At 38.0% G+C, this 23,603-nt stretch carries 21 protein-coding genes; 11 read left to right on the forward strand and 10 right to left on the reverse strand.

Annotation, left to right across the window (positions count from 1 at the left end):
* The first annotated feature begins 402 nt into the window (after positions 1-402).
* Positions 403-1,005 carry a hypothetical protein gene (locus BW964_RS11915; RefSeq protein WP_076507447.1) on the forward strand — a complete coding sequence of 201 codons (603 nt, stop codon included), beginning with the start codon at positions 403-405 and terminating at the stop codon, positions 1,003-1,005.
* Between the two features lie 312 nt (positions 1,006-1,317).
* Here the strand turns inward: BW964_RS11915 and BW964_RS11920 are convergent, their stop codons facing one another.
* Both BW964_RS11920 and BW964_RS11925 read right to left on the reverse strand, forming a co-directional pair.
* Positions 1,318-3,159: a M1 family metallopeptidase gene (locus BW964_RS11920; protein WP_076507448.1), complete on the reverse strand. Its 1,842-nt coding sequence runs from the start codon at positions 3,157-3,159 to the stop codon at positions 1,318-1,320.
* Between the two features lie 263 nt (positions 3,160-3,422).
* Positions 3,423-5,114: a DUF6909 family protein gene (locus tag BW964_RS11925; RefSeq protein ID WP_076507450.1), complete on the reverse strand. Its 1,692-nt coding sequence runs from the start codon at positions 5,112-5,114 to the stop codon at positions 3,423-3,425.
* A 290-nt stretch (positions 5,115-5,404) separates the two neighbouring features.
* Between BW964_RS11925 and BW964_RS11930 the strand changes: the two genes are divergently transcribed.
* Positions 5,405-7,600: a glutamine synthetase III family protein gene (locus BW964_RS11930; RefSeq protein WP_073330725.1), complete on the forward strand. Its 2,196-nt coding sequence runs from the start codon at positions 5,405-5,407 to the stop codon at positions 7,598-7,600.
* A 338-nt stretch (positions 7,601-7,938) separates the two neighbouring features.
* Positions 7,939-8,649 carry a C40 family peptidase gene (locus BW964_RS11935; RefSeq protein ID WP_076507926.1) on the forward strand — a complete coding sequence of 237 codons (711 nt, stop codon included), beginning with the start codon at positions 7,939-7,941 and terminating at the stop codon, positions 8,647-8,649.
* Between the two features lie 347 nt (positions 8,650-8,996).
* On the opposite strand, the gene BW964_RS11940 is transcribed toward BW964_RS11935, so the two are convergent.
* From BW964_RS11940 to BW964_RS11965, 6 genes are all read right to left on the reverse strand, one after another.
* Entirely contained in the window at positions 8,997-9,575 is a 579-nt protein-coding gene (locus BW964_RS11940) for a pentapeptide repeat-containing protein (RefSeq protein WP_076507451.1), read from the reverse strand.
* Positions 9,576-9,668: 93 nt separating this feature from the next.
* Complete coding sequence (rodA, locus tag BW964_RS11945) at positions 9,669-10,898, reverse strand: rod shape-determining protein RodA (protein WP_076507453.1); 1,230 nt, start codon at positions 10,896-10,898, stop codon at positions 9,669-9,671.
* Positions 10,895-12,901 (reverse strand): penicillin-binding transpeptidase domain-containing protein, encoded by a 2,007-nt coding sequence (locus BW964_RS11950; protein ID WP_076507455.1) that lies wholly within the window; start codon positions 12,899-12,901, stop codon positions 10,895-10,897. The genes rodA and BW964_RS11950 overlap by 4 nt, the downstream gene beginning before the upstream one ends.
* Positions 12,898-13,404 (reverse strand): hypothetical protein, encoded by a 507-nt coding sequence (locus BW964_RS11955; protein ID WP_047450943.1) that lies wholly within the window; start codon positions 13,402-13,404, stop codon positions 12,898-12,900. The genes BW964_RS11950 and BW964_RS11955 overlap by 4 nt, the downstream gene beginning before the upstream one ends.
* On the reverse strand, positions 13,397-14,251 hold the full coding sequence (gene mreC / locus BW964_RS11960; protein ID WP_073330738.1) for a rod shape-determining protein MreC: 855 nt from the start codon (positions 14,249-14,251) through the stop codon (positions 13,397-13,399). The genes BW964_RS11955 and mreC overlap by 8 nt, the downstream gene beginning before the upstream one ends.
* Positions 14,252-14,279: 28 nt before the next feature.
* Positions 14,280-15,305 (reverse strand): rod shape-determining protein, encoded by a 1,026-nt coding sequence (locus tag BW964_RS11965; RefSeq protein WP_034700899.1) that lies wholly within the window; start codon positions 15,303-15,305, stop codon positions 14,280-14,282.
* Positions 15,306-15,522: 217 nt separating this feature from the next.
* Between BW964_RS11965 and BW964_RS22555 the strand changes: the two genes are divergently transcribed.
* From BW964_RS22555 to hemE, 7 genes are all read left to right on the forward strand, one after another.
* A complete protein-coding gene (locus tag BW964_RS22555; RefSeq protein WP_165789183.1) occupies positions 15,523-15,681 on the forward strand; it encodes a hypothetical protein in 159 nt (52 codons plus the stop codon).
* A gap of 24 nt (positions 15,682-15,705) precedes the next feature.
* Positions 15,706-16,980, forward strand: a complete 1,275-nt coding sequence (gene hemA / locus BW964_RS11975) for a glutamyl-tRNA reductase (RefSeq protein WP_076507458.1) — start codon at positions 15,706-15,708, stop codon at positions 16,978-16,980.
* Positions 16,967-17,875: a hydroxymethylbilane synthase gene (hemC, locus tag BW964_RS11980; RefSeq protein ID WP_076507459.1), complete on the forward strand. Its 909-nt coding sequence runs from the start codon at positions 16,967-16,969 to the stop codon at positions 17,873-17,875. Before hemA ends, hemC begins: the two co-directional genes overlap by 14 nt.
* Positions 17,876-17,919: 44 nt before the next feature.
* Positions 17,920-18,501 carry a DUF1287 domain-containing protein gene (locus BW964_RS11985; RefSeq protein ID WP_076507461.1) on the forward strand — a complete coding sequence of 194 codons (582 nt, stop codon included), beginning with the start codon at positions 17,920-17,922 and terminating at the stop codon, positions 18,499-18,501.
* A 10-nt stretch (positions 18,502-18,511) separates the two neighbouring features.
* Complete coding sequence (locus BW964_RS11990; RefSeq protein ID WP_076507462.1) at positions 18,512-19,168, forward strand: peptidoglycan recognition protein family protein; 657 nt, start codon at positions 18,512-18,514, stop codon at positions 19,166-19,168.
* The gene (locus tag BW964_RS11995; protein ID WP_076507464.1) at positions 19,168-19,839 is read left to right on the forward strand and encodes a uroporphyrinogen-III synthase; all 672 of its coding nucleotides are present in this window, start codon (positions 19,168-19,170) and stop codon (positions 19,837-19,839) included. The genes BW964_RS11990 and BW964_RS11995 overlap by 1 nt, the downstream gene beginning before the upstream one ends.
* A 66-nt stretch (positions 19,840-19,905) precedes the next feature.
* Complete coding sequence (gene hemE, locus BW964_RS12000) at positions 19,906-20,937, forward strand: uroporphyrinogen decarboxylase (RefSeq protein ID WP_076507466.1); 1,032 nt, start codon at positions 19,906-19,908, stop codon at positions 20,935-20,937.
* Positions 20,938-21,173: 236 nt separating this feature from the next.
* Here hemE and BW964_RS12005 read toward each other — a convergent pair whose 3' ends face one another.
* Complete coding sequence (locus BW964_RS12005) at positions 21,174-21,806, reverse strand: NAD(P)H-dependent oxidoreductase (RefSeq protein ID WP_076507468.1); 633 nt, start codon at positions 21,804-21,806, stop codon at positions 21,174-21,176.
* A 215-nt stretch (positions 21,807-22,021) separates the two neighbouring features.
* On the opposite strand from BW964_RS12005, the gene BW964_RS12010 reads away from it, so the two are divergent.
* On the forward strand, positions 22,022-22,147 hold the full coding sequence (locus BW964_RS12010) for a GNAT family acetyltransferase (protein WP_076507470.1): 126 nt from the start codon (positions 22,022-22,024) through the stop codon (positions 22,145-22,147).
* A gap of 40 nt (positions 22,148-22,187) precedes the next feature.
* Here BW964_RS12010 and BW964_RS12015 read toward each other — a convergent pair whose 3' ends face one another.
* A complete protein-coding gene (locus tag BW964_RS12015) occupies positions 22,188-23,408 on the reverse strand; it encodes an aminotransferase class V-fold PLP-dependent enzyme (RefSeq protein WP_076507472.1) in 1,221 nt (406 codons plus the stop codon).
* Between the last annotated feature and the right edge of the window lie 195 nt (positions 23,409-23,603).

Consider the following 23,603-nt stretch of genomic DNA (forward strand, 5'->3'; position numbering starts at 1 on the left):
TATTCTGGGTTAAAAAACAGGTGTAAAAATAAGGCTTTATCCTCAAAAATAAGCAATATCCCTATTATTTAGCCCAATTCATGGCGCTACCTGGGTCTTTGTTTTGATAAAATTTAGTAAAGCATTGATAATAAGACTTATCAATTAAATCCCAGCCATTCCCCCCAAAAAAAATTATTTAAATGAAGCATAGGCCGCTTTATAAAATAATTTCATCATTACGTCACCAGTTTAAAACCACAAAAAAATGATTATGCTGATATTATTAAGATTACTTATTGTTTGTTTTTCAATGATTATACTATTTCTCTACCCCCACTCAGTAAAAACCGGACCGAAGATTTAGAAAATTGGAAACAATTAATTACCTTTAAAACTGAAAATATTTAAAACTGATTTTCTATGAAAAAACTGATCTTAGCATTTTTCTTTTGTATTAGTCTTAGTACTTTTGCGCAAAGTGGTGCCCAGGTAAAAGACCTATTCCAGAAAATAAAAGAACAGGCCAAGATTGACAAGAACGACCGAGCAGTGTATGAAGTGCTGGATGAGTTTTACAATAAAAACCTTCAGGCAGAGAATGACGAAATGACCCCCGAGATGGTTCAGCGAATTGAGAAAATGGCCTCAGATCCTAATACAAAAAACCTTCATATTCTCATGCTTTTTCTGATGTATCAGCAGCATATCAGCAGAACTTCAATGGCGGGAAAGGCACCGGATACCGAATTCCAGATCGAAACCATGAACATATTGGAAAATGAAACCAGAGAGGTTTATGGAAAAGTACCCGCCATCATCTATATCTACAAAGCCGAATCACTGGACGCAGCCGGAAAGAAAAACGAAGCTAAACTAGTATTGGATCAGGGATTAAAAGAATATCCGGATTCAGTTCCTTTAAAAGTATACCGCTACCTCAACACAAAAGATGAGGCCTTAAAAAATGACCTTGTTAAAAATCATCCTAATCATTGGATGGTACAACAGTTTGGAATAAAATAAGGGTGGTAGATTTCAGATTTCAGACAGGAGATATCAGATCGTCAATGGTGAATTTTGCTTCGCAAGGGAATCGTGAATCTTTTGAAGATATGAGATTTCAGACCTGAAAACGTAGAAAATTTTAATATAAATAAAAATCCCGCGGAAAAATTCTGCGGGATTGTTTTTTATTAGATCAAGGCTAAAAATTAATAAATGTCTATGGCCAATTTTGCTTCGCAAGTGAAATGTGAAAATCTCCAACTCCAATATTCGGGTTACATAACTTACAACTCATAATTTACAACTCATAACTCACTCAAAGCCAAACATCTATTGTTTTATTTCCACAATATTATCCGCCATATTAACATCTGCCAATCTCTGGCTGAAATCTATTCCTAAAACAGAAAGCTGAGCTTTTGTATAAGGAATGGTCAACGTATATTCTTTTTGTGTCCATGGCCAGTAAGGCATGGTCTTAAAGTCTCCGTAGATATCTTTCTCCTTCCAGGTATGCGTCATGTTTAAAGGAATCTGGTAGGTAACGACTTTTTTATCTGCAGTCAATATGCTGAAATCTATTGGCATAGGAACCTGCCCGTTATTCACCAAAGTAATCGTAGTCGATTTCGCATCGTACTTCACGTCCTTGATTCCGTAATCAATAGTTTTCGTGGTGTTGATCCAATAGTTATGAAACCATTTCAGATCCATTCCTGATACTTTTTGGGCAATATGAAGGAAATCTCTGTCAGTAGGATGCTTCATATGCCACTGATCGTAATATTGTTGCAAGGTTTCGGCAAGTTTCTGTTCACCCATAATGTAACCAAGCTCTACCAGGTACAATTCTCCTTTTACGTAAGAGGCGTAGGTATATGCTGTTCCGTTGTCATGGTGATCACCCAGCCATACCGCGGGTTCTTCAATCCCTTTTTTAATAAAATTTCTGTAGGCATTCACCGTATTGGCAAAAGGATTCGGAAGTTCTTCCGGAAATAGCTGATACATCACATAACCTTCTGCATAGCTTGTAAATCCTTCATCCATCCACGGGCGTACCGATTCATTGGTTGCCAGCATCTGTTGGTACCAGGAGTGTGCGCCTTCGTGAGCCATTAATCCCATCAGGCCTTTCATATCTTTAGCTTCTCCCAGGATCATGGTACACATTCCGTATTCCATTCCTCCATCACCTCCTTGGATAAATGCGTAGGTAGGATATCCATATTTCCCGAAGTGCGCATTCATCAGCTGGAAATATTTGGTGACGTAAGGCTGTGCCTCTTCCCAAACTTTAGTTCTGTCGTTCTGTTGATACACCAGAAATACTTTCGGTCCTTCCGGAACATCAAAACTCTTAATGATATAATCCCGGTCTGCACTCCATGCGAAGTCCAGGATGTTATTGGCTTTCCATTTCCAGATTGCTTTTTTATTTTTATCTGCTTTTATTTTTGCAGCGGCATCATATCCTTTTACTTCTGCCGGGTTTTCAAGAACCCCTCCTGCTCCGATGACATAATCTTTATTGATCTTGATGGTAACGTCAAAATCTGAAAACGGTGCATGGAATTCTCTTCCGATATAATCAAAGGTTGCCCAGCCATCATAATCGTACTCTGCAATTTTCGGATACCACTGGGTCATGGTCATATCAACTCCTTCCCTGTTATTTCTTCCGCTTCTTCTGATCTGCTCAGGGATGACAGCATCCCAATCCATTGTAAAGGTAGTGGTGGAATTGGGCCTGATAGGTTCTGCCAGATATACCTTCATAATGGTTTCCTGGATCTCAAATTTCAGATCTTTTCCGTTTTGCCTGATCCAGTGGATATTTTGCGCTCCTTCCTGATCTTTTGGAATAGAGGCCAATCTTGAAATTCCGTCTTTCTGCAGTCTGGAATCTCCGTTTTTCCCCTGGCCGGCAACCCTCTGATCCATCATTGAATTAGGCTTAAAAGCATTCCAGTACAGGTGAAAATACACCACATTGAGCTCATCAGGGGAGTTGTTGGTATATTCTAAACTCTGGTTTCCCTGGTAAGTAAATTTTTCAGCATTAACATCAATATCCATCTTGTACTTCGCAGCCTGCTGATAATAAGCTCCCTGCTGAGCCTGAAATTGTGAAATGATAAACGCAAAAATGATTGCAGCCGATTTTCTCATTTAAAATTTATTTTTTTTAAAGGTAGGTAAATTATGCAAAACCCTCAAATATGGAGGTATTTTAGGGCTTTTTGATCTGTTATGGATTTAGATGAGGTTTTATTCTGATGGTTAAGTTTACTTGCGTAGATTTTTTTTAAACACAAATTACACTAATAAAAGCACAAATTTAAACACAAATCAATTCGTGACATTCGTGTTTGAAAACAAAAAACCTCAAATGTAAAATACACCTGAGGTTGAGGTTATGATTTAAAATCAAATTATTTTTTAGCCGGAATTTCTTTTTTTCCGCTTTGTAAGATCTTTTCAAGGATTCTTAAAGTGATCAGATAGGTAGGTTTTACTCCGGTAAGCCCTAAACCTCCTGAAGACAGGGTACTTCCCGTTTCCAATGGATTATCTGAAGCATAATAAGCATAACATACAAACAGATCCGGTGCAATATGATGTCTGATCTTAGACGCTACCTGAATGGCCTTCTGATAATGCGCTCCTTCCATTTCAAGACCGATGGCTTTCCATGAAGTGTTCATAAAGTACGATAAGATGTCTCTGTTCTGAAGCGATGTTCCCAATACGGTAATCATCGGGCCTTCAAATGCTTTCAGTTCGTCATCTTTAAAATCATCAAGTTTCAAAGCATTTTCAAAAGGATAGTTATCGGCTGTTCCTTCAAAAATATGAGAAGTAGGGATCATAATATCTCCTTTTCCTCCTGCCAGAATTCCGGCTTTACCCATGATAGAAACAGATTTCACTTTCATCATGTAAACCTCCCCTTTATTTTCAAAAGGTCTCAGCAATTCGTCCATTACCTCAAAAGCCTGTTCTCCGAAAGCATAGTCAAAAACCATGATCACATCGTCTCCGCCATATTTGATTCCGTTGAAAGGTGTATTTTTCAGGTCTGTTTTGCTTAAATCAATAATCTGAACATCGATATTACTCCCGCTCTTATCATTAATATAGATCAGTCCTTCTTCCAAAGCATATTTTGAAACCTTGTCCCGAAGTTCTTTTTTATCAGAAATCTCTCCGTAAAGTTTGTAGTCTACTTCTTTGTTGTCTTTTTTCTTTAAGGCATCATTTCCGTACAGCATATTTTTCACTGAGTGCATGTTGGCAGAAATGATGTGAAGCGGACGCATATGAAGGTTGTTTTCAAATAAAACCTCTTTCACTTTGTTGGCCCATTTTTCACCGAAGTAGTGGTGTCCTACTCTTTCCTTTAATATAGCACTGAAATGGATTTCTCTTTCTCTCGTCTGTTTGGCATCTTCCAGACTTACTTTTCCTAAGTTGTAGATGATTTTAAACAGGCGGTCAGGATTCTGATCATCCCCAAAAGAATTATAAGCATTCAAGGTCTCTTCAAAAGTTCTTCCTATTAAAGAAGATAAATGAATAAGAGCCACCTCTTTTTCTTTTCTGCTGAATTTCTTCTCCCCTTTTACTACTTCTTCAATAATTTTGAAGGCACGTGTAGGTTTCCAGTTTTCATCCTGAATGAACGCCAGATTTCTCACTTTGTCTGCTTCTATAAATAAGAAGGTAAGGTGGGTAAGAATATCATAAATTTCAGAACGGCCCAAAAGAACTTCAATATTCATTTGGTGCTCGTCTATCCGGTAACAGTTTCTTCTTCTCTTTTTAGGGACAATAGGTTCGAAACTTCCTTTATCAAAACCTTCATCTGATGTAAGATGAATAAAAGCACATTCTTCAATTCCTTCCGGAAGTCTGTCTAAAACGTACATCAAACCATCTAATTCCAATTTATTAGGAATATTCATGGTACCATAAATCTCTGGATTGATAGTCTTTAACAAACTTCTGATACTTTCCCCAGAAACACCGGCAGGTTTAAAAAAACCTCTATAAAAGAGGTGTCTCATAGAAATATACAATCTTTCAATTGCTTCCGTTGTTTCTCTAGCTCTAGAATTTGTCATAAAATAAATTTCACACAAATATACAAAATCTTTGCGCATTCTATTTTAAGTATCTTTTAACAAGCAGTTTAAATTCGTATATTAAAAAAATATAAAATGTGCATCATAAAACGTATTATGATGCTACTAAAGGGCTAAATATTACAATTCGCTCCTGCAGAACCCCTATATAAAAAGTTAAACCATCGTTTGATTTAATAAAATTTCACAACACCCCCTAAAAAAAACAGGGGTAAAGTGTTTTCAATTCATTTTTTTTGTAAATTTGCCCTGTAAAAATCAACCTTACTATGTCAACTTTAAGATTCAAAGCGTTAGAAACTTTACCGTTTAAGGACTTCAGAAAAGATAACTCTGTTGAAGTTCCCGGAAAACTGTCAGAATTATTCTGCCAGAATGTTTTCTCAGAAGAGACCATGAGAGAATATTTGACAAAGGAAGCATTCCAATCTATTATGGATGCTATCAAAAAAGGAACAAAGATCCAAAGACACATTGCAGACCAGGTAGCAGTAGCTATGAAAGACTGGGCAATGAGCAAAGGAGCGACTCACTACACGCACTGGTTTCAACCTTTAACAGGAACTACTGCAGAAAAGCATGACTCTTTCTTTACTCCTATAGAAGGAGGAAGAGCAATCGAAAGATTCAGCGGAAACTTATTGATCCAGCAGGAGCCCGATGCTTCTTCTTTCCCGAACGGAGGAATCAGAAATACTTTTGAAGCAAGAGGTTATACCGCATGGGATCCTACTTCTCCTGCTTTCATCATGGGAACTACTTTATGTATCCCTTCTATCTTCATTTCTTATACAGGCGAAACTTTAGATTATAAAGCCCCTCTTTTAAGAGCCTTGAATGCTGTAGACGAAGCTGCAACTAATGTAATGCAGTATTTTGATAAAAATGTAACAAAAGTAACGCCTACTTTAGGCTGGGAGCAAGAATATTTCTTAGTTGATTCCGCATTATACCAATCCCGTCCGGACCTTGTTTTAACAGGAAAGACCTTATTAGGACATTCTCCTGCTAAAGGACAGCAATTGGACGACCACTATTTCGGTTCTATTCCTACAAGAGTAATGAACTTCATGAAAGAGCTGGAGATCGAATGTATGAAACTGGGAATCCCTGTAACAACAAGACATAACGAGGTAGCGCCTAACCAATTTGAGCTTGCCCCAATGTTTGAAGAGGTAAACGTTGCCGTAGACCACAACTCTTTGTTGATGGACATCATGGCAAGAATTGCTCACAAACACCATTTTCATATTTTATTCCATGAAAAACCATTCGCAGGAGTAAACGGAAGTGGAAAGCACAACAACTGGTCTTTAGCGACTGACACAGGCGAAAACTTATTAAGCCCGGGAAAAAACCCTAAGAAAAACTTACAGTTCTTAACATTCTTCGTTAATACCATTAAAGCAGTTTACGAATATGCTGATCTTTTAAGAGCAAGTATCGCTTCTGCAAGTAACGACCACAGACTAGGTGCCAATGAAGCTCCACCGGCGATTATTTCCGTATTCATCGGAAGCCAGTTGTTCAGAGTATTAGAAGAACTGGAAAAGGTAACGGAAGGGAAACTTTCTCCGGACGAAAAAACAGATTTAAAACTTAACGTTGTTGGAAAGATTCCGGAAATTCTATTAGATAATACAGATAGAAACAGAACTTCTCCATTTGCATTTACAGGAAATAAATTTGAGATCAGAGCGGTAGGATCTTCTGCTAACTGTGCAGAGTCTATGACCGTAATGAACACAATTGCTGCAAAACAATTAATCGATTTCAAAAAAGAAGTTGATGCTCTTATCGAAACAGGACTGAAAAAAGACGAAGCGATCTTCAATGTATTGAGAGAGTACATCAAGCAGTGCAAGAGCATTATGTTTGAAGGGGACGGATATTCTGATGACTGGGCAAAAGAAGCTAAAAAGAGAGGTTTGAATAACTTAAAAACAACTCCGGAAGCTCTTAAGCAGGAAATGGATAAAAAATTCGTTGCTCTTTATGAAGAAATCGGAGTGTTTACTCACAGAGAGGTTGAAGCCAGAAACGAAATCAAATTAGAAAAATATTCTACAGTTATTGATATTGAAGCAAGAGTTTTAAGTGATATCGCAAGAAACCACATCATTCCTTCTGCTTTAAATTATCAAAACCGATTGATCGAGAACGTAAAAGGTCTAAAAGAAATATTCCCGGACAAAGAATTCAAAACATTGGCGAAAGAGCAAATGAGCTTAATCACTAATATTTCTGAGAACGTTTCTAAGATTAAACTTGGCGTTGAAGATCTTATTAAAGCAAGAGAAGCAGCGAAAGCTGTATCTAATAGTCAGAAGCAGGCAGAAACTTACTGCAGCAAAGTAATCCCTTTATTTGATGTGATCAGAGAAGCTTCTGATGATCTTGAAATGATGGTGGATGATGAGCTTTGGCCAATGACTAAATATAGAGAAATGTTATTTACAAAATAACATCTGTAAAGTTCCATATTAGTTAAGCTCCCCGGTTTTTCCGGGGAGTTTTTTTTGATTTATTAACAGCACTGAAAAGTAGAGTTTTGAATCTTGAGATACGATTAATAGAGGAGCTGCGATTTATTATGTTAAAGAATCATAATAAAAAAAACCGCAGACTCGCCAAAAATAGGCGGTTGCGGTTTGTTTTTCTTTAACATACTTAAATAATATGTTAAAATGTGTTAAATAAAGAACCTGACAATAATCATATCAGGGGTCTTTTGCTCGGAATCTCTACTTTTGTAATGCTTTTGAAAATAAATATTCCTTTTAACACGGATAATCAAATATATATGAAGAAAAGAGTTTTGTTTTATTTAGTTGCTTTAGTGTCTACAGTTTCAGTTCAGTCATGCGCTACAAATTATGTAGTTTCACAACCAGCAACTTATGCTAAAGAATACAAAACAGATGCCAAACTAGCTTCTCTTGACAACAAGAAAATGGAGCAGGATAAGCAAAGACTTATTGATTCTTTTCTAGCTGAAAAGGCGGCATCTATAGCTAACGCAAAAAAATCCATCAAGAATTCTGAGATTGCAAAGGCAGTCAAATACAATAAAACGATCGATAATATCCTTACAGAAGCTGAAACATACCTTGGAACTCCATACAGATACGGAGGAATGACCAGAAGAGGTATTGATTGTTCAGCTTTCGTTCTTTCCGTATTCGGAGCAGCAGCAGGGCTTAGCTTACCAAGAGTAGCAGCATCTCAGGCTCAGGAAGGTGAAAGCATTGAAAAAGGAGAGCTTCAGAAAGGAGACTTAATCTTCTTTTCTCATGGAAGAAGAATCTCTCACGTAGGTATCGTAGAAAGTGTAACTGAAGAAGGTGAAATCAAATTCATCCACGCAGCCACTTCTAAAGGGGTAATGATCTCTTCGCTGAATGATTCTTACTGGGGACCAAAATTCAGGTTTGCCAAAAGAGTGATCAACGAGAACGGAGACGCTTATAACAATTTAGCATCTTCTACTCCATCCGCAGCGACAAGTTTTTAATTTTAAATAATTGATTTAAATAATGAAGCCATCAGATTTCTGGTGGTTTTTTTATTTTTTGGCTGGTGAGGTTTTGAGGAAGAGTGTTTTTACTACCCCGTCTTTTTGCTTTGCAAAAATCCACCTCTTCAGAGAAGGGGAATGGTGGGTACGTAAAATCTGTGATAGAGATCTTAACAACTAATGTGGTAGTTAAGATGTCTTGGTGGCTGGATTAATAAGTTTCGGGCAAACCCTTATCTCGGAACCTTGAAGCAGAATAGCAGATTAAAGACCGTGTATATTGAATTACTTAGTTAAAAATTTCCATAATCAAAGAAGTTAGCGTGGCTTACAAATTCCACCTTCTAATTCCTATCAATTTCAATATCCAGCTTATCCAGCAGTCCATGCACTTCAGAAAGTGAAAATTTAGCCTTTTTAAGGCGATTTACGGAAGGATCTATGGAATAGTTGAAGGAAGTTCTCAGATCTGCTTTTTCAAGGTTTGTACGATCGAAAATTGCTCCGGAAAGGTCACAGTTCTTCAATACTGATTGGGAGAGATCAGATTCAGCAAAATCAGTTTCAATTAATCTTGAATTTTTAAATACGGTCTTTTTAACGGATGTATTGTAGAACACAGAATTATTGAGGGCACATTCATCAAAAGTAAATGAAAGGCCGAAACCATTGCATTCATTAAACTGCAATCCTAGCATTTTGCATTCTTTGAAATGAACAGCGCGAAAAGCGGTTTTAATGAGTTTTGCCATACTCAGATTACACCCGATAAACTCACAGTCTGTAAAACTGAAACCGGAAAGATCTGCATATTCAAAGTTGCAATTTCTGAAAGTGCAGTTTTCGTACTCTCCTTTTTCAAAAGGCTGATCGGTACAACTGATGTTTTGAAAATCCTGATCTGAAATGTAGGCCTGTTTCATATTTACCAATATTCTTATGTTACTTATTGTACTCTTCTGATGGTACGGAAGCTTTTTGTATGAGAAGAAGCAAAAAACCTAATCTTCCAAAGTTTACACCAAGCTGTTCTTATCCGAATAATTAAGTTTGAAGAAAATAAAAGTCATCATAGAAAAGGCTAGCAATGAGCTTCCTCCATAACTGAAATACGGAAGCGGAATACCTACGGTCGGGAAAAGCCCCATTACCATTCCTAAATTGATGGTAAAATGCAGCATTAGAATAGAAGCAAAACAATACCCAAATACCCTGTTAAAGGTGGATTTCTGTTGTTCAGCGAGGTAATAGATCCGTCCGATATAGACCATATAGCATAAAACGAGAACTGCGCTTCCTACAAAGCCCCATTCTTCGCCTACTGTACAGAAGATGTAGTCAGTCTCCTGTTCGGGAACGAATTTCCCTTGTGTTACTGATCCTTCACGGTATCCTTTGCCTAAAACACCACCGGACCCTATCGCTGTTTTGGAATATAATAAGTTGTACCCGGAGGTATCTCTGAATGCTTTTTCTCCCTTATAAAGAACCTCAATTCTTTCTCTCTGGTGTTTTGGAAGTTTTTCTAAAATATAAGGTGAACCGAAAGCCAAACCACACAATAAAATAATGGATCCTGCAATTCCTGAAATAGAAATCACGTCCCAGGACATTCTATGATAATTCATGGCGATCAAAACACCGGCAATGACAACGACGGCGGCGGCTACATAAACAGGAGGAATAGCCAGAGCAATCAGAAAAACGCCTGCAAAGATAAATCCCACCCCAAACAATAGTCCGCTCAGTCCTTCTCTATATAATGCAATAAAAAACGCAATAAATACAAGCATAGACCCTACATCGGGAATCGCCAGAACAACAGCCGCCGGAATTCCGATGATCGCTAAAACGGTCCAGAGCGATTTCTTTACTTTCAGATTAAAATCCGGTCCGGAGACATAATTGGCCAACATTAATGCAGTTCCGATCTTGGCAAACTCAACCGGCTGCATGGTGAAACTTCCAAATTTATACCAGTTTTTCTGACCCAGAATCTCTTTTCCAAAAGGAAAAAGACCGATCAAAAGTAAAACACCACCGATATAAATAATCCCCGCCATGTTTTCAAAGAACTTACTTCTTCCCACAAAAATAACCAAGCCCACAAATAAAGAGATACAGAAAAAAACCAATTGCTTTTCTCCTAATTTCTGGTCCACACTGTAAATATTGGCGATTGCAAAGATACAAAGCGCAAAATACAGCCCAAGACCAAGTTTATCTATCCCTTCTGCCCACTTCATTGCTTTACCTTTTTAGTGTTGTTTTTTGTTTCTTCTTCTATTTTTTTCTGCAGTTTTATTTTCTGTTCTTTGATAAAGTTCAGACTGTCCTGCTTTCTTTTTAACTTAACAGAATCTTCCTTAGGATCTTTGTATAAACCTTTCCGTTTAAGATCTGCCACCCACTGTCTTTTGTACTCAGGCATAAAGCTGGCACTGGTCATCTTTTTATAAAGATTTTCTCTTTTCAGATCTCCGGTGATGTACTTTTCAGCGATTACCGTACAGGCAGGTCCCGCCCATGTTGCTCCAAATCCTGCATGTTCCATTACAGCAGCAACCACTATTCTTGGCTTATCTGCAGGAGCAATTAACACGAAGATTGAGTTATCTTTTCCCTGAGGCACCTGTGCCGTACCTGTTTTCGCAAGCTGGGTAAAGTCATTGGATTTCAAACTTCTTGCCGTACCTCTTAATACCACCGCTTCCATCCCTTTCAGTACAGGCTCAAAGTGCTTGGGATCTACAAGGGTTTTATGTTTTGTTTTAAATCTTTTGTCCGGATTAGGTTTCCCATCAATAGATTTAACGATATGAGGGGTGTAAAACCAGCCTTTGTTGGCAATGGCTGCCACATAATTCGCGAGCTGAAGTGGCGTCACCAGTACATCTCCCTGACCCATTCCATTGAAAATAGAACCGTTCATGGTATAGTCACCTGTCCAGTCTTTTTTTCCACTTCTCTTTTCATAGAATTTCCCGGTAGGAATTCTACCCGGTGAGCCTACGGCAATATCATTATTAAGGTACTCTCCTACGCCAAAACTACTCATGATTTTTTTCCATTCATCCACTCCTCTCGAAGGGTCTCCTGGATATTTATTCATGATCGCAATAAATGCGTGAGAAAAATAACAGTTACTGGACACCTGAATGGAAGGAATAAGAGGATCCGCACCTCCATGTCCTTTAATTCTCAAACCTCTGTAGAAAAATCCGCCGCCACATGGGAAAACAGTATTTTGATCCATAACACCCATCTGCATTCCTGCAAGAGCGGTGAGCAACTTGAAAGTAGATCCTGGAGGATAAGCCGCCTGAACAGACCTGTCGAAAGTAGGTTTGTTTTCGTATAAGGTATCTTTAGACAGTGCATAAAGATTCTTGGATTTATAAGGTCCTGTGAATAAATTAGGATCGATGTCCGGACCCGTTGCCATGGTTAGAATTTCACCATTATTAGGGTCAATGGCAACGATAGCCCCATGTTTACCTACCAGCATTTCTTCTGCCATCCTCTGAAGATCGTAGTCAATCGTTAAAGTAATATCTTTTCCGGTAACAACATCTTTATCTAAAGTTCCGTTTTTATAAGATCCTATATTCCGCAGCCTGATATCCTTTTGGATATACTTGATCCCTTTGATTCCACGAAGTTCTTTTTCATATGATTTTTCTACCCCTGTTTTACCGATAAAATCTCCCGGAAGATAGTAGGCGGAATCTTTTTTTATTTCTCTTTCATTCACTTCACTGGTATACCCCAGAAGGTTTCCGGAAGTTCCCACTTCATATTGACGCTGAGGTCTGGATACAATACTGAATGCCGGATATTTGAAGATAATTTCCTGTACTCTGGCAATATCTTCTCTGCTGAGGTCCTTAAAAAAGGTCATCGGCGTAAGCTTTGAATAATACTTCTCTTTCTTGATGATCTCGATTCTTTTGATAAAATCGCCTTTGCTGATCTGCATCAGGTTACAAAATCCTAAAGTATCAAAATCCGGTTTCATTAAAGCTTGCGTAAAAGAAATTTCGTACGCAGGCTGATTTCCTACGAGGATCTTTCCGTTTCTGTCAAAAACCACACCTCTCTGCGGAATAACGTATTCAGTTTTAATAGAAGTATTCGCCGCATTTAAGGCATAACGGTCTGTAAGTAGCTGTAAATAAGCAAGCCTCGCCACAAAAATAATGGCGATGACAACGAGTATGGAAAAGATTTTTAAATAACGTGTGTTCAAACTTTTTGTTTGATTTTAAATATTAATGCGTAAACAACGATAAATATAAAGGAAATTATACTTGTGATCACTACATTAAGTAATATTTCGAAAAAACGGCTAAATTTAAAAAATTCGATGTACTGCACTAAAAGCTGGTGCAGGAAGATACTTGAAAACAGGAAGAGCAAAAACTGCGCCCATTGTAAGGACTGAAAAGAAAAGAAGTCTGTGGAAGTATCTGTGGAAGTCCTGAAAATCAATGTTCTGAAATACGCAATAAGGGTAGTCGCAAATGCATTGATTCCCCATGAAAAGAGGAACGCATCTACAGAAAGTCCGATTAAAAAGCTTAAAGCTAAAAACTGATATTTATTTCTGAAGAAAGGATAAAACATGACAAAAACCGGATAAAGAACCGGTGTGTACTTTCCGAAAAGAATGATCTTGTTGAGTACAAAAATCTGTAATGCAACCAGGAAGATCATGATCAATATATCGGTAAATAAAGTCCTGCTAATCATTTTCTTTTTTTATTACGGTCTGCAATGTATCCTGAATTCTCTGTACTTCTGCTTTTTTAAGGTTTTTCACTACAAATACCTTGCTCAGCGCACCCATTTTTTCACTCAGTTCTACTGAAATATCCCAGAAACCAGTCTTGTTGTCTACAGAATATCCTGCGATAGTTCCTATCATTACTCCCTTAGGGAAAATAGCGGATTTACCATCTGTAACAACGGTATCCCCTACTTTTAAAGCCACATATTTAGGAATGTCCGCAAGGTGCATCACTCTGGAATTGTCACCGTTCCAGGTTAAAGTTCCAAAATATCCGGAGTTTTTCAACGAAGCGTTGATTCTGATTTTATTGACACTCAAAACAGACTGAACCAAAGCATAGCTGTCTGTAGAGTTGATTACAATTCCCGCAATTCCTTTAGGAGCCATTACGCCCATCTGAGGAAAAACCCCATCTCTGCGGCCACGGTTGATTGTAAAGTAATTATTTCTTCTGTTGATACTGTTAAACACGATTTCGCCATCTACAAAAGTGTAGATCTGCCCACCGCCTAAAGTATCATGAACTTTTTTGAACACAGGATTTTTCGCCCCTTCCTTTCCATAAAGCTGAATCATCAGCGATTTATTCTGAGCCACAAGATCTTCGTTGATCTGTTTCAGTTTCAGATATGAAACTCCTTCGTCAATATACCCCGAAATCCATGAATTCAGCGCAGCCGACTGGCCAGCTACCCATGATTTCTGCATGGCGTTTTTAGAGAATATCAGAACCAGAGCAACAATCTGCAGGAATATAAAGAAGACAAAGAGGGCGTTCTTCGAAAATAGTCTCAGCAAAAATCCCATTCAGATATAGAGTCGTAAAAGGTTAAAATTATTTAATTAAGAAATTGAATTTATCCATATTCTTAAGGGCAATACCGGTTCCGCGAACAACAGCTCTCAACGGATCTTCTGCTACAAATACAGGAAGACCAGTCTTTTTGTGCAATCTGTCTGCAAGACCTCTCAATAAAGCACCTCCTCCAGCAAGATAGATACCTGTTTTATAAATATCAGCAGCCAGTTCCGGTGGCGTAAGAGAAAGCGTCTCCATGACAGCATCTTCAATTCTGATGATGGATTTGTCTAAGGCACGCGCGATTTCTTTGTAGCCTACCATGATTTCTTTTGGCTTCCCTGTAATAAGGTCTCTACCCTGTACCGGGATATCTTCAATATCTACATCAAGATCTTCCACTGCAGAACCAACTTCAATTTTGATTCTCTCAGCCGTCCTCTCTCCGATGTAAAGATTATGGTGAGTTCTAAGGTAATAAGCGATATCATTGGTAAACACATCCCCTGCAATTTTCACAGATTTGTCACAAACAATACCTCCTAAAGCAACAACAGCAATCTCTGTAGTACCACCTCCTATATCAATGATCATATTCCCCTCAGGTTTCTGTACATCAATTCCAACTCCTATTGCTGCGGCCATTGGCTCATAGATCAATCGTACTTCTTTCGCATTCACTTTCTGAGCAGAGTCTCTAACGGCTCTTTTCTCAACTTCAGTAATGCCAGAAGGAATACAGATGACAATTCTCAATGCCGGCTGTATGAATCTACCTTTGATTCCGGGAATCTTTTTGATAAATTCTTTAATCATATGTTCAGAAGCATGGAAATCTGCAATCACCCCATCTTTCAGTGGACGGATTGTTTTGATATCCTCATGAGTTTTACCCTGCATATGCTTAGCCTGCTCACCGACCGCAATCGGTCTACCCGTAGAACGTTCAATTGCAACAATTGAAGGTTGATCTATAACAATTTTATTATTATGGATGATTAGGGTGTTGGCAGTACCAAGGTCTATCGCAATTTCTTGCGTAAACATATCGAATAAACTCATATTTTCCTTCTGATTTTAAGTTTACAAAGATATGAATTTAACACTACTAAAGAAATTTAACCTGCATATAATTTGGTTAAAATTTTATTAAAATTCACAATTGTTTATTAACTTTTGATTTAATCATTTATAGAGCGTGATTTCAACTAAAATTTACGGCACAATTGAAGAAAAAAAGCAGACCACAGCATTCCAAAACCAAATTAAACAAACGAATATGTTAAAATTCTATAAAATCCTGACCTCAAAATATTTCCATGAAGAAAAACAGCCTTCACACGACTTTTCCGTTCCCGCCACCTTCTCTGCTTTCCGTCTTTCCACCATAGTTTTTCACGATAATTATCATATACATTATCAGAGGCTGGTTAATTAAAAAAACCGTAAATTTGCACCGATTATGTTACAATATTCCAACATCCATCAAACGTCCAATTTTGCAGTACTTTCCATCAGCTACGAAAAAGCAGATGCAGAAACGAGGGGCAAATTTGCATTCTTTGATGAGAATATCAAAAACTTTGTCACCAGAATTCACCATGTGGATCTGGGGGATGCCTTTGTGGTTTCCACCTGTAACAGGACCGAGATCTACACCACTTCACCGAATTATCTTCTGATAGCGGAAGAATATTGTAAAACGATAGGTGTACATCTGACAGATTTTCTTCAGTTTGCCAATATCCTTACCAAAGAAGAGGCCCTTATCCATCTGTTCAGAGTAGCAGCCGGGCTGGAGAGTCAGATCATCGGGGATTTTGAAATCATCGGGCAGATCAAGAAAGCATACAGCCGATTTAAAAAAGAAAGACAAAATTCCAACCCGTATCTGGAAAGAGCAATCAATGCTGCGATTCAGATCTCAAAAAGAATTAAAAATGAAACCGGAATTTCTACCGGCGCCGCGTCTGTGTCATATGCAGCCGTCCATTATATTTTAAACAATCAGAAAAAAATTACGGAAAAGAACATTCTTCTTTTGGGCGTAGGTGAGATCGGACAGAATACTGTTGAGAATCTGGTTAAACATGTTTATCAGCCTAAAATCAAAATTGCCAACAGAACTCAGGAGAAGGCTGAGAAAATTTCCGAAAAATACAATATCCCTCACGTTGACTATGCTGATGTTGATCAGGAGTTAAGAAATACCGACATCCTCATTGTGGCAACGGGAGCAAAACATCCTATCATCAACAAGTCTCATTTCCCGAATGGAAAAGAAACACTTGTCATCGATCTTTCCATTCCGCACAACGTTGAAAAAAATGTAACGGAAAATGAAAATGTAACGCTGATTGATGTAGATGAGCTCTCCAAACAGATTCAGGAAACGATCCAGCAACGGGAAAAAGAGATCCCGAAAGCTGAAAAAATCATCAAAGAACTGATGAAAGAATTTCTGGAATGGGAGAAAAAGAGAAAGCTGGCACCGAATATTCACCATTTTAAAGCTGTTCTGAAGAATATGGAACGCAATGAAATGCATCAATTTTACAGAAAAAATAAATACATAAACATCACGGACATGGAGCTTTCTGACAAAATGATCCAGAAAATCACCAACCGTTTTGCAAAATTTATCATCGACAACCCTTTAAAAGCCGAAGAAATTAGTAAATTAATGCACGAAATATTAGTTGAACAACCAAACAACGAATTCAATGAAAAGCATTAGGATCGGAACAAGAAATTCCGCACTTGCACTTTGGCAGGCAAGAGAGGTTGCAAGGAACCTTCAAAACCGCAATTATTTAACGGAAATCATTCCTATCGTATCTTCGGGCGATAAGAACCTCAATCAACCGCTTTATTCTTTAGGAATCACCGGGGTTTTCACAAGAGACCTTGATGTCGCCCTCTTGAATGACGAAATTGATATCGCCGTGCATTCTTTAAAAGATGTACCCACACAGCTTCCACAAGATATTGAGATCATCACGTATCTGGAAAGAGATTTTCCACAGGATGTTCTGATCAGAAAAGAATCCGCACGAAATAAAGAGTTCCACGAGCTTAAACTGGCGACCAGCAGCTTGAGAAGAAGAGCATTCTGGCTGAAAAATTATCCTCACGCTGAGTTTTCAGATATCCGTGGAAACATCCAGACACGTCTTCAAAAACTGGAGGATGGAGATTTTGATGCTACTATTTTATCTCTGGCAGGAATCAAGAGAATGAAAATGGATATCGATTACGAGATGCTTCCATTAATGATCCCGGCTGCTTCCCAAGGAGTGATCGCTGTCGCAGGACATTCTGACAAAACTGAGATCAATGAGATTTTAAGACAAATCAACCATAAAAAAACGCAGATCTGTGTAGAGATCGAAAGAAATTTCCTGAGCACACTGGAAGGTGGATGTACTGCACCTATCGGAGCTTTTGCAGAGATCATTGAAAACCAGGTTCGTTTCAAAGCGGCTCTCTGCTCTCTGGATGGCAAAAACTGCATTGCAACTGACGAAAGTTTTGAATATAATGAAACTGAGAATTTTGGAGAAAAATTCGCTAAGATCGTCCTTGAAAATGGAGGAAAAGAGCTGATGGCTGAAATTAAAAATTCTTATTAAGAACTTTTAAGCATATTTGTACTTTTATATCTTACGTACAAACAATGAGAAAGTTTCTGTTTTTATTATTACTCACATTCTGTGTGTTTACCGCAAATGCACAGAATAAATTTGCTCTTCAGCTATCTGATTCAGCTCTGGGATTAATAGATGGTTCCATCACCTATGATCCAACTTATTTTGTACTGAAATACCCCAATGGTGATGTCCCGGCAGATAAAGGAGTCTGCACAGACGTCGTTATACGGGCATATAGAAAACTGGGCATTGATCTCCAGAAGGAAGTGCACGAGGATATGTCCAAAAATTTCTCAAAATATCCAAAAATCTGGGGATTAAAAAAACCGGACCCCAACATCGATCACCGCAGGGTACCGAATCTTGCAGTTTTCTTTTCTACATTCGGAAAAGCAAAATCCATTGAAACCAATCCTGCATTGTATATTCCGGGCGATATCGTTACCTGGCTTTTACCTGGAAACCTGACCCATATTGGCATTGTTGTCAATAAAAAATCTACTGACGGAAAGCGTTTTTTGATTGTCCATAACATAGGTGGCGGACAGGTGATGGAAGACGTTCTTTTTAAATACACTATTACAGGACATTATCAATACCAGAAATAAGCTCCTATTTATGAAAAACCTTATTTATGTGCTTTTTGTATTGATCGCATTCTGTACGAAAGCTCAGACGAATGAATTTAAAATCATCAATCAACCTATTGACTATTCTCCGGAAAGAGTTCGCTTAAGTCTGGAATATCTTAAGAGTCATTATAATATCGTTCAGAGTTCGGCAACCATTTCACCTAAAATGATTGTCCTGCATTATACAGCGGGCGGAACGGTTGAAACCAACTATAAATATTTCAATAAAACTTACCTGGAATCTGCCAGAAATGTGTTAAAAAAGCAAAGCACACTGAATGTTTCTTCACAGTTTATTGTCGACAGAGATGGTACAATTTACCAGCTGATGGAGCCCAACAGGTTTGCGAGACACACCATTGGACTCAATTATTGCGCCATCGGAATTGAAAATATCGGAAGCAAAAGTCAGCCGCTCACAGAAAAACAAGTATCAGCAAACGCTCAACTAATTAGATACTTAACTAAAAAATACAGTATAGAATATCTTATAGGTCACTCAGAATATGGTATATTTAGAGGTTCAAAACTTTGGAAGGAAACAGACCCTGATTATTTTACAGCAAAAGAGGATCCGGGCAAAGATTTCATGAAAAAAGTAAGATTGCTAGTGACCGATTTACATTTAAAAGATCAACCTTAATGAAAATTCTATTTACCAAAACCATAGATGCCCCATTATTATCCAAAGAATTAGGATCGGATATTTCGGCTCAATGCATTGAGGTGATTAGAACTGAGCCTGTACAAACAGCGGCCTTTGACTTAAAAAACTATTCATTGATTTTTACCAGCATCAATGGAGTGCGATCATTTTTTAAAAATCAGTTTAAACCAAACGAGGATTTTACAGCGAAAAATTACAATAAAATATACTGTGTTGGTGAAAAAACGAAACGTGAGCTGAGAAAATACGGTTTCGGAACATTTAAAGTCCTGAAAAATGCCGATACACTCTCGAGATTTATCATCGGAAACTGCCAGCACGAACAATTTCTTCACTTTTGCGGCAACCTTGCCATTGATGTCCTGCACAAGGATCTTCCTCTGCAGAATATCCGTTACAAAAAGATCATCATTTACAACACGGAAGAAATCTACCCTTCAGTACCTGAAAAATATCATGCTGCAGTTTTTTTTAGTCCAAGCGGAGTTCGTAGTTTTGCAAAACTCAATTCTTTAGAAGGTATGAAGATTTTTTCCATCGGAGAAACGACCTCCAGTGAACTGAGAAAATACACGAAAGGAAAAATCTTTACCTCGGAAGAAAATAATCTGGCCTCTATTTTTGGGCTGATAAAAAAAGAACTTTGAGCAGCTGCAAGTTTGGCTGATAAAAATAATGAGTGCCGGGAACGGCCGTATTAGTTTAAATAAATTATGATTAAAAACGACTTATATTTAAAAGCACTCCGCGGGGAAACTGTAGAAAGACCGCCAGTATGGATGATGAGACAGGCCGGAAGATATCTGCCTGAATTCATTGCCCTCAGGGACAAATATGACTTCTTTACGAGATGTCAGACGCCTGAGCTTGCTGCTGAAATCACAATACAACCCATCAAAAGATTTCCTCTGGATGCTGCGATCCTGTTTTCTGACATTTTGGTAGTTCCACAGGCTATGGGAATTGATTTTAAAATGAAAGAATCCGTTGGCCCATGGCTAGACAATCCTATCAGAACAGCGGAACAGGTTCAGAATATTGAAGTTCCTGATGTAAATGACACATTAGGATACGTTTTTGACGCGATTGAACTTACTCTTCTAAAATTAGATAACGAAATTCCATTGATTGGCTTTGCAGGTTCTCCATGGACGATTCTGTGCTACTGTGTGGAAGGAAAAGGGAGCAAGGCTTTTGATATCGCCAAATCATTCTGTTTCCAGCAGCCTGAAGCGGCTCATTTACTGCTACAGAAGATCACGGATACGACGATTGCCTATTTGAAAAGAAAAGTTGAAAAAGGCGTTTCTGCTGTTCAGGTATTTGATTCCTGGGGAGGAATGCTTTCTCCTGCAGATTATCAGGAATTCTCATGGCAGTATATCAATCAGATCGTTGAAGCATTGAGTCCTCTTACGCACGTTGTGGTATTTGGAAAAGGATGCTGGTTTGCTCTTGAAGATATGACAATGTCTAAGGTTTCTGCTTTGGGTGTTGACTGGACCATTAAGCCGGAACTAGCCAGAACATTAACGAACCACACGATGACGCTTCAGGGAAATTTTGACCCTGCGAGACTGCATTCTACTCCGGAAACGATCAAGAAGATGGTGACTGAGATGATCAACCGTTTTGGAAAAGACCGATACATTGCTAATCTGGGACACGGAATTTTACCTAATATTCCGGTTGAAAATGCAGAAGCGTTCATCAGAGCTGTTGTGGACTGGAAACCGAATAACTAGTTTTCTAACCGTAAAAGTGCAGAAAAGTTTTTAACACTTAAGTTATTTGAAGTTTACATGCTTTGTGAATAAGAAGATCACATAAGTTTTGGAAATCTGAGAATTTCTTTGAAACAAACAGATACAAATTCAAACCTCATAGGTTTAGACAGAAATATGATTAAGTAATTAGTCAAAAAATAAAATCCCTTTCAAAACAATTGAAAGGGATTTTTTATAAGAAAATAATTGAGTCATTAATTGACTTCGGTAATAAAATCTTCTTTAGATTTTCTCACTTTCGTAAGATTCACCAACCAGTCTGATTCTGCATTTCTATACCCGATAGGCAGAAGCAATACACTCTTCAGTCCTTTTTCTTTTAAATTTAAAACTTCATCTACGGCATCAGGCGAAAAGCCTTCCATTGGGGTAGAATCCACTTCTTCAAAAGCAGCTGCAATAATGGCTGCACCAAATGAAATATAAGCCTGTTTGGCAGCGTGGGTAAAGTTTTCTTCAGCAGATCTCTGAGGATATGTTCCTAACAGCATTTGTCTGTAGTTTTCCCATCCTTCATTTTTAAAGCCTCTGATCTCGTTCGTAAGGTCAAACATACTGTTGATTCTTTCTTCAGTATAATTATCCCAGGCAGCAAATACTAAAAGATGCGAACAATCTGTGATTTGAGGCTGATTCCATGCGTGAGGTTTGATTTGCTCTTTTACCTCCTGATTGGTGATCACGATGATTTCAAAAGGTTGAAGCCCGCTGGAGGTAGGCGCCAGTCTTGCTGCTTCCAATATTTTATCCACTTTTTCCTGTGGTACTTTCTGACCGTTCATTGCTTTGGTAGCAAATCTCCAGTTCAATTTTTCTATTAATTCCATGAAGTTAAATTTAGACCAGACAAAATTACTTCAAGAACCCAAATAAGCAGATATAAAAATCCCTATCTCAAAGATTGGCAAAGTCTATTACTTACAGCTCCTCTAACCACTGGGTCTATATAAAAAAATCTCCCATAATTTGGGAGACTTGTTTATTATGGAGTGTTATTTTTAATTATCTTTACAATAACCATCAACACTTTAAATCATTGAATATGAAAAAATTAGACAAAGAAAAAATGAAAAAGATCACCGCAGGTGGTGAAATCTGTCTTGAATGTGCCATCGGATACGTTCAAGTTATTATTCAGGGGAGATGCTATTGTGTTCCCGAGGAATAGTTGATAAAAAAAGCAGTTGATTAACTGCTTTTTTTATTTTTTATCCCAGCATTTTCTGAGCTTTCTTTACGCCTTCTACAAGTTTGTCAATTTCTTCAAATGTATTGTAAACAGCAAAACTTGCTCTTACGGTTCCAGCTATATTAAAGAAATCCATGATAGGCTGTGTACAGTGATGTCCGGTTCTTACGGCAATACCCATTTTATCCAGGATCATCCCTACATCAGAAGAAATCCCTACTCCTTCCAGATTAAAGGATACAACCCCCGTTCTTTTGGCTTTTTCACCGTAAATCTTTATATTTTCCAGCTCCAAAAGCTGTCTTTGAGCATATTCCAGTAAGGCATTTTCATGATTCTGAATATTTTGTCTGCCTGTTTTTTCGATAAAATCGACAGCAGCACCTAAAGCAATATTCCCTCCCACATTGGGTGTTCCCGCTTCATATTTAAAAGGAAGCCCTGCATAAGTAGTTCCATCAAAAGAACAAGTTGCAATCATCTCTCCTCCTCCATGGAATGGGGGCAACTCTTCGAGGATCTCCTGTTTTCCGTAAAGGATTCCGGTTCCCATCGGAGCATACATCTTATGCCCTGAAAAGACAAAGAAATCACAGTCCATCTGCTGTACATCGATCTCAAAGTGAGGAGCAGACTGTGCCCCATCGATGACGATATAGGCATTTGAATTTTTTCTTGTTTTAGCGATAATTTCCTCAATAGGATTCACAATTCCCAATGCATTGGAAACCTGATTCACAGAAACTACTTTTGTTTTTTCACTCAAAAATTCATCCAGATAATCCAGCTGAAGAATACCATTTTCATCAATCGGGATCACCCTGAGTTTCGCTCCTGTTCTTTCGCAAAGCAATTGCCATGGAACGATATTGGAGTGATGTTCCAGATAGGAAATGATGATCTCATCGTCTTTTTTAAGCTTCTGTGTTAAAATATACGCGATAAGGTTCAGTCCTTCTGTAGTTCCTTTTGTAAAAATGACTTCAAAGTCGTGTTCCGCATTAATGAATTTCTGAATCTTCCTTCTTGAAAGTTCCATTTCTTCAGTAGCCAGCTGACTTAAGGTGTGAATTCCTCTGTGAACATTGGCATTAAGTTCTGTATAGTAATCATTCCAGATCTTTAAAACAGAATCCGGTTTCTGAGATGTTGCTGCATTATCCAAGTAAACCAAAGGCTTACCATTCACTTCCCGGTTTAATATCGTAAACTGACTTCTTATTTCCTGAATATCAAACATTTATTAAAATTTTAAATTAGATTGCTCTTATTTAGAACACTTCAAATTTACGTCTTTTTTTCTGAACGGACGTATCAGCTTGCCGGGTGATACTTATCAGGTGATAGAAAGAATAGAAAGAATCGATAGAGACGATGGAAGGAAAAATATTATCATATGGTACCAATAAAAAAACCTGCCAATAGATTGACAGGT

Source organism: Chryseobacterium shigense, from assembly GCF_900156575.1.
GTDB lineage: Bacteria > Bacteroidota > Bacteroidia > Flavobacteriales > Weeksellaceae > Chryseobacterium > Chryseobacterium shigense.

Excerpts from the sequence above, each read along its gene's own strand:
- BW964_RS12015 (WP_076507472.1), bottom strand. The coding sequence starts at position 23,408 with ATGTTTGATATTCAGGAAATAAGAAGTCAGTTTACGATATTAAACCGG.
- BW964_RS11985 (WP_076507461.1), top strand. The coding sequence starts at position 17,920 with ATGAGAAAGTTTCTGTTTTTATTATTACTCACATTCTGTGTGTTTACC.
- BW964_RS11965 (WP_034700899.1), bottom strand. The coding sequence starts at position 15,305 with ATGAGTTTATTCGATATGTTTACGCAAGAAATTGCGATAGACCTTGGT.
- hemA (WP_076507458.1), top strand. The coding sequence starts at position 15,706 with ATGTTACAATATTCCAACATCCATCAAACGTCCAATTTTGCAGTACTT.
- BW964_RS11915 (WP_076507447.1), top strand. The coding sequence starts at position 403 with ATGAAAAAACTGATCTTAGCATTTTTCTTTTGTATTAGTCTTAGTACT.
- rodA (WP_076507453.1), bottom strand. The coding sequence starts at position 10,898 with ATGAAGTGGGCAGAAGGGATAGATAAACTTGGTCTTGGGCTGTATTTT.
- BW964_RS12010 (WP_076507470.1), top strand. The coding sequence starts at position 22,022 with ATGAAAAAATTAGACAAAGAAAAAATGAAAAAGATCACCGCAGGTGGT.
- hemE (WP_076507466.1), top strand. The coding sequence starts at position 19,906 with ATGATTAAAAACGACTTATATTTAAAAGCACTCCGCGGGGAAACTGTA.
- BW964_RS11940 (WP_076507451.1), bottom strand. The coding sequence starts at position 9,575 with ATGAAACAGGCCTACATTTCAGATCAGGATTTTCAAAACATCAGTTGT.
- BW964_RS11955 (WP_047450943.1), bottom strand. The coding sequence starts at position 13,404 with ATGATTAGCAGGACTTTATTTACCGATATATTGATCATGATCTTCCTG.
- BW964_RS11935 (WP_076507926.1), top strand. The coding sequence starts at position 7,939 with ATGAAGAAAAGAGTTTTGTTTTATTTAGTTGCTTTAGTGTCTACAGTT.
- BW964_RS11920 (WP_076507448.1), bottom strand. The coding sequence starts at position 3,159 with ATGAGAAAATCGGCTGCAATCATTTTTGCGTTTATCATTTCACAATTT.
- BW964_RS11990 (WP_076507462.1), top strand. The coding sequence starts at position 18,512 with ATGAAAAACCTTATTTATGTGCTTTTTGTATTGATCGCATTCTGTACG.
- BW964_RS11930 (WP_073330725.1), top strand. The coding sequence starts at position 5,405 with ATGTCAACTTTAAGATTCAAAGCGTTAGAAACTTTACCGTTTAAGGAC.
- hemC (WP_076507459.1), top strand. The coding sequence starts at position 16,967 with ATGAAAAGCATTAGGATCGGAACAAGAAATTCCGCACTTGCACTTTGG.
- BW964_RS11925 (WP_076507450.1), bottom strand. The coding sequence starts at position 5,114 with ATGACAAATTCTAGAGCTAGAGAAACAACGGAAGCAATTGAAAGATTG.
- mreC (WP_073330738.1), bottom strand. The coding sequence starts at position 14,251 with ATGGGATTTTTGCTGAGACTATTTTCGAAGAACGCCCTCTTTGTCTTC.
- BW964_RS22555 (WP_165789183.1), top strand. The coding sequence starts at position 15,523 with ATGTTAAAATTCTATAAAATCCTGACCTCAAAATATTTCCATGAAGAA.
- BW964_RS11995 (WP_076507464.1), top strand. The coding sequence starts at position 19,168 with ATGAAAATTCTATTTACCAAAACCATAGATGCCCCATTATTATCCAAA.
- BW964_RS12005 (WP_076507468.1), bottom strand. The coding sequence starts at position 21,806 with ATGGAATTAATAGAAAAATTGAACTGGAGATTTGCTACCAAAGCAATG.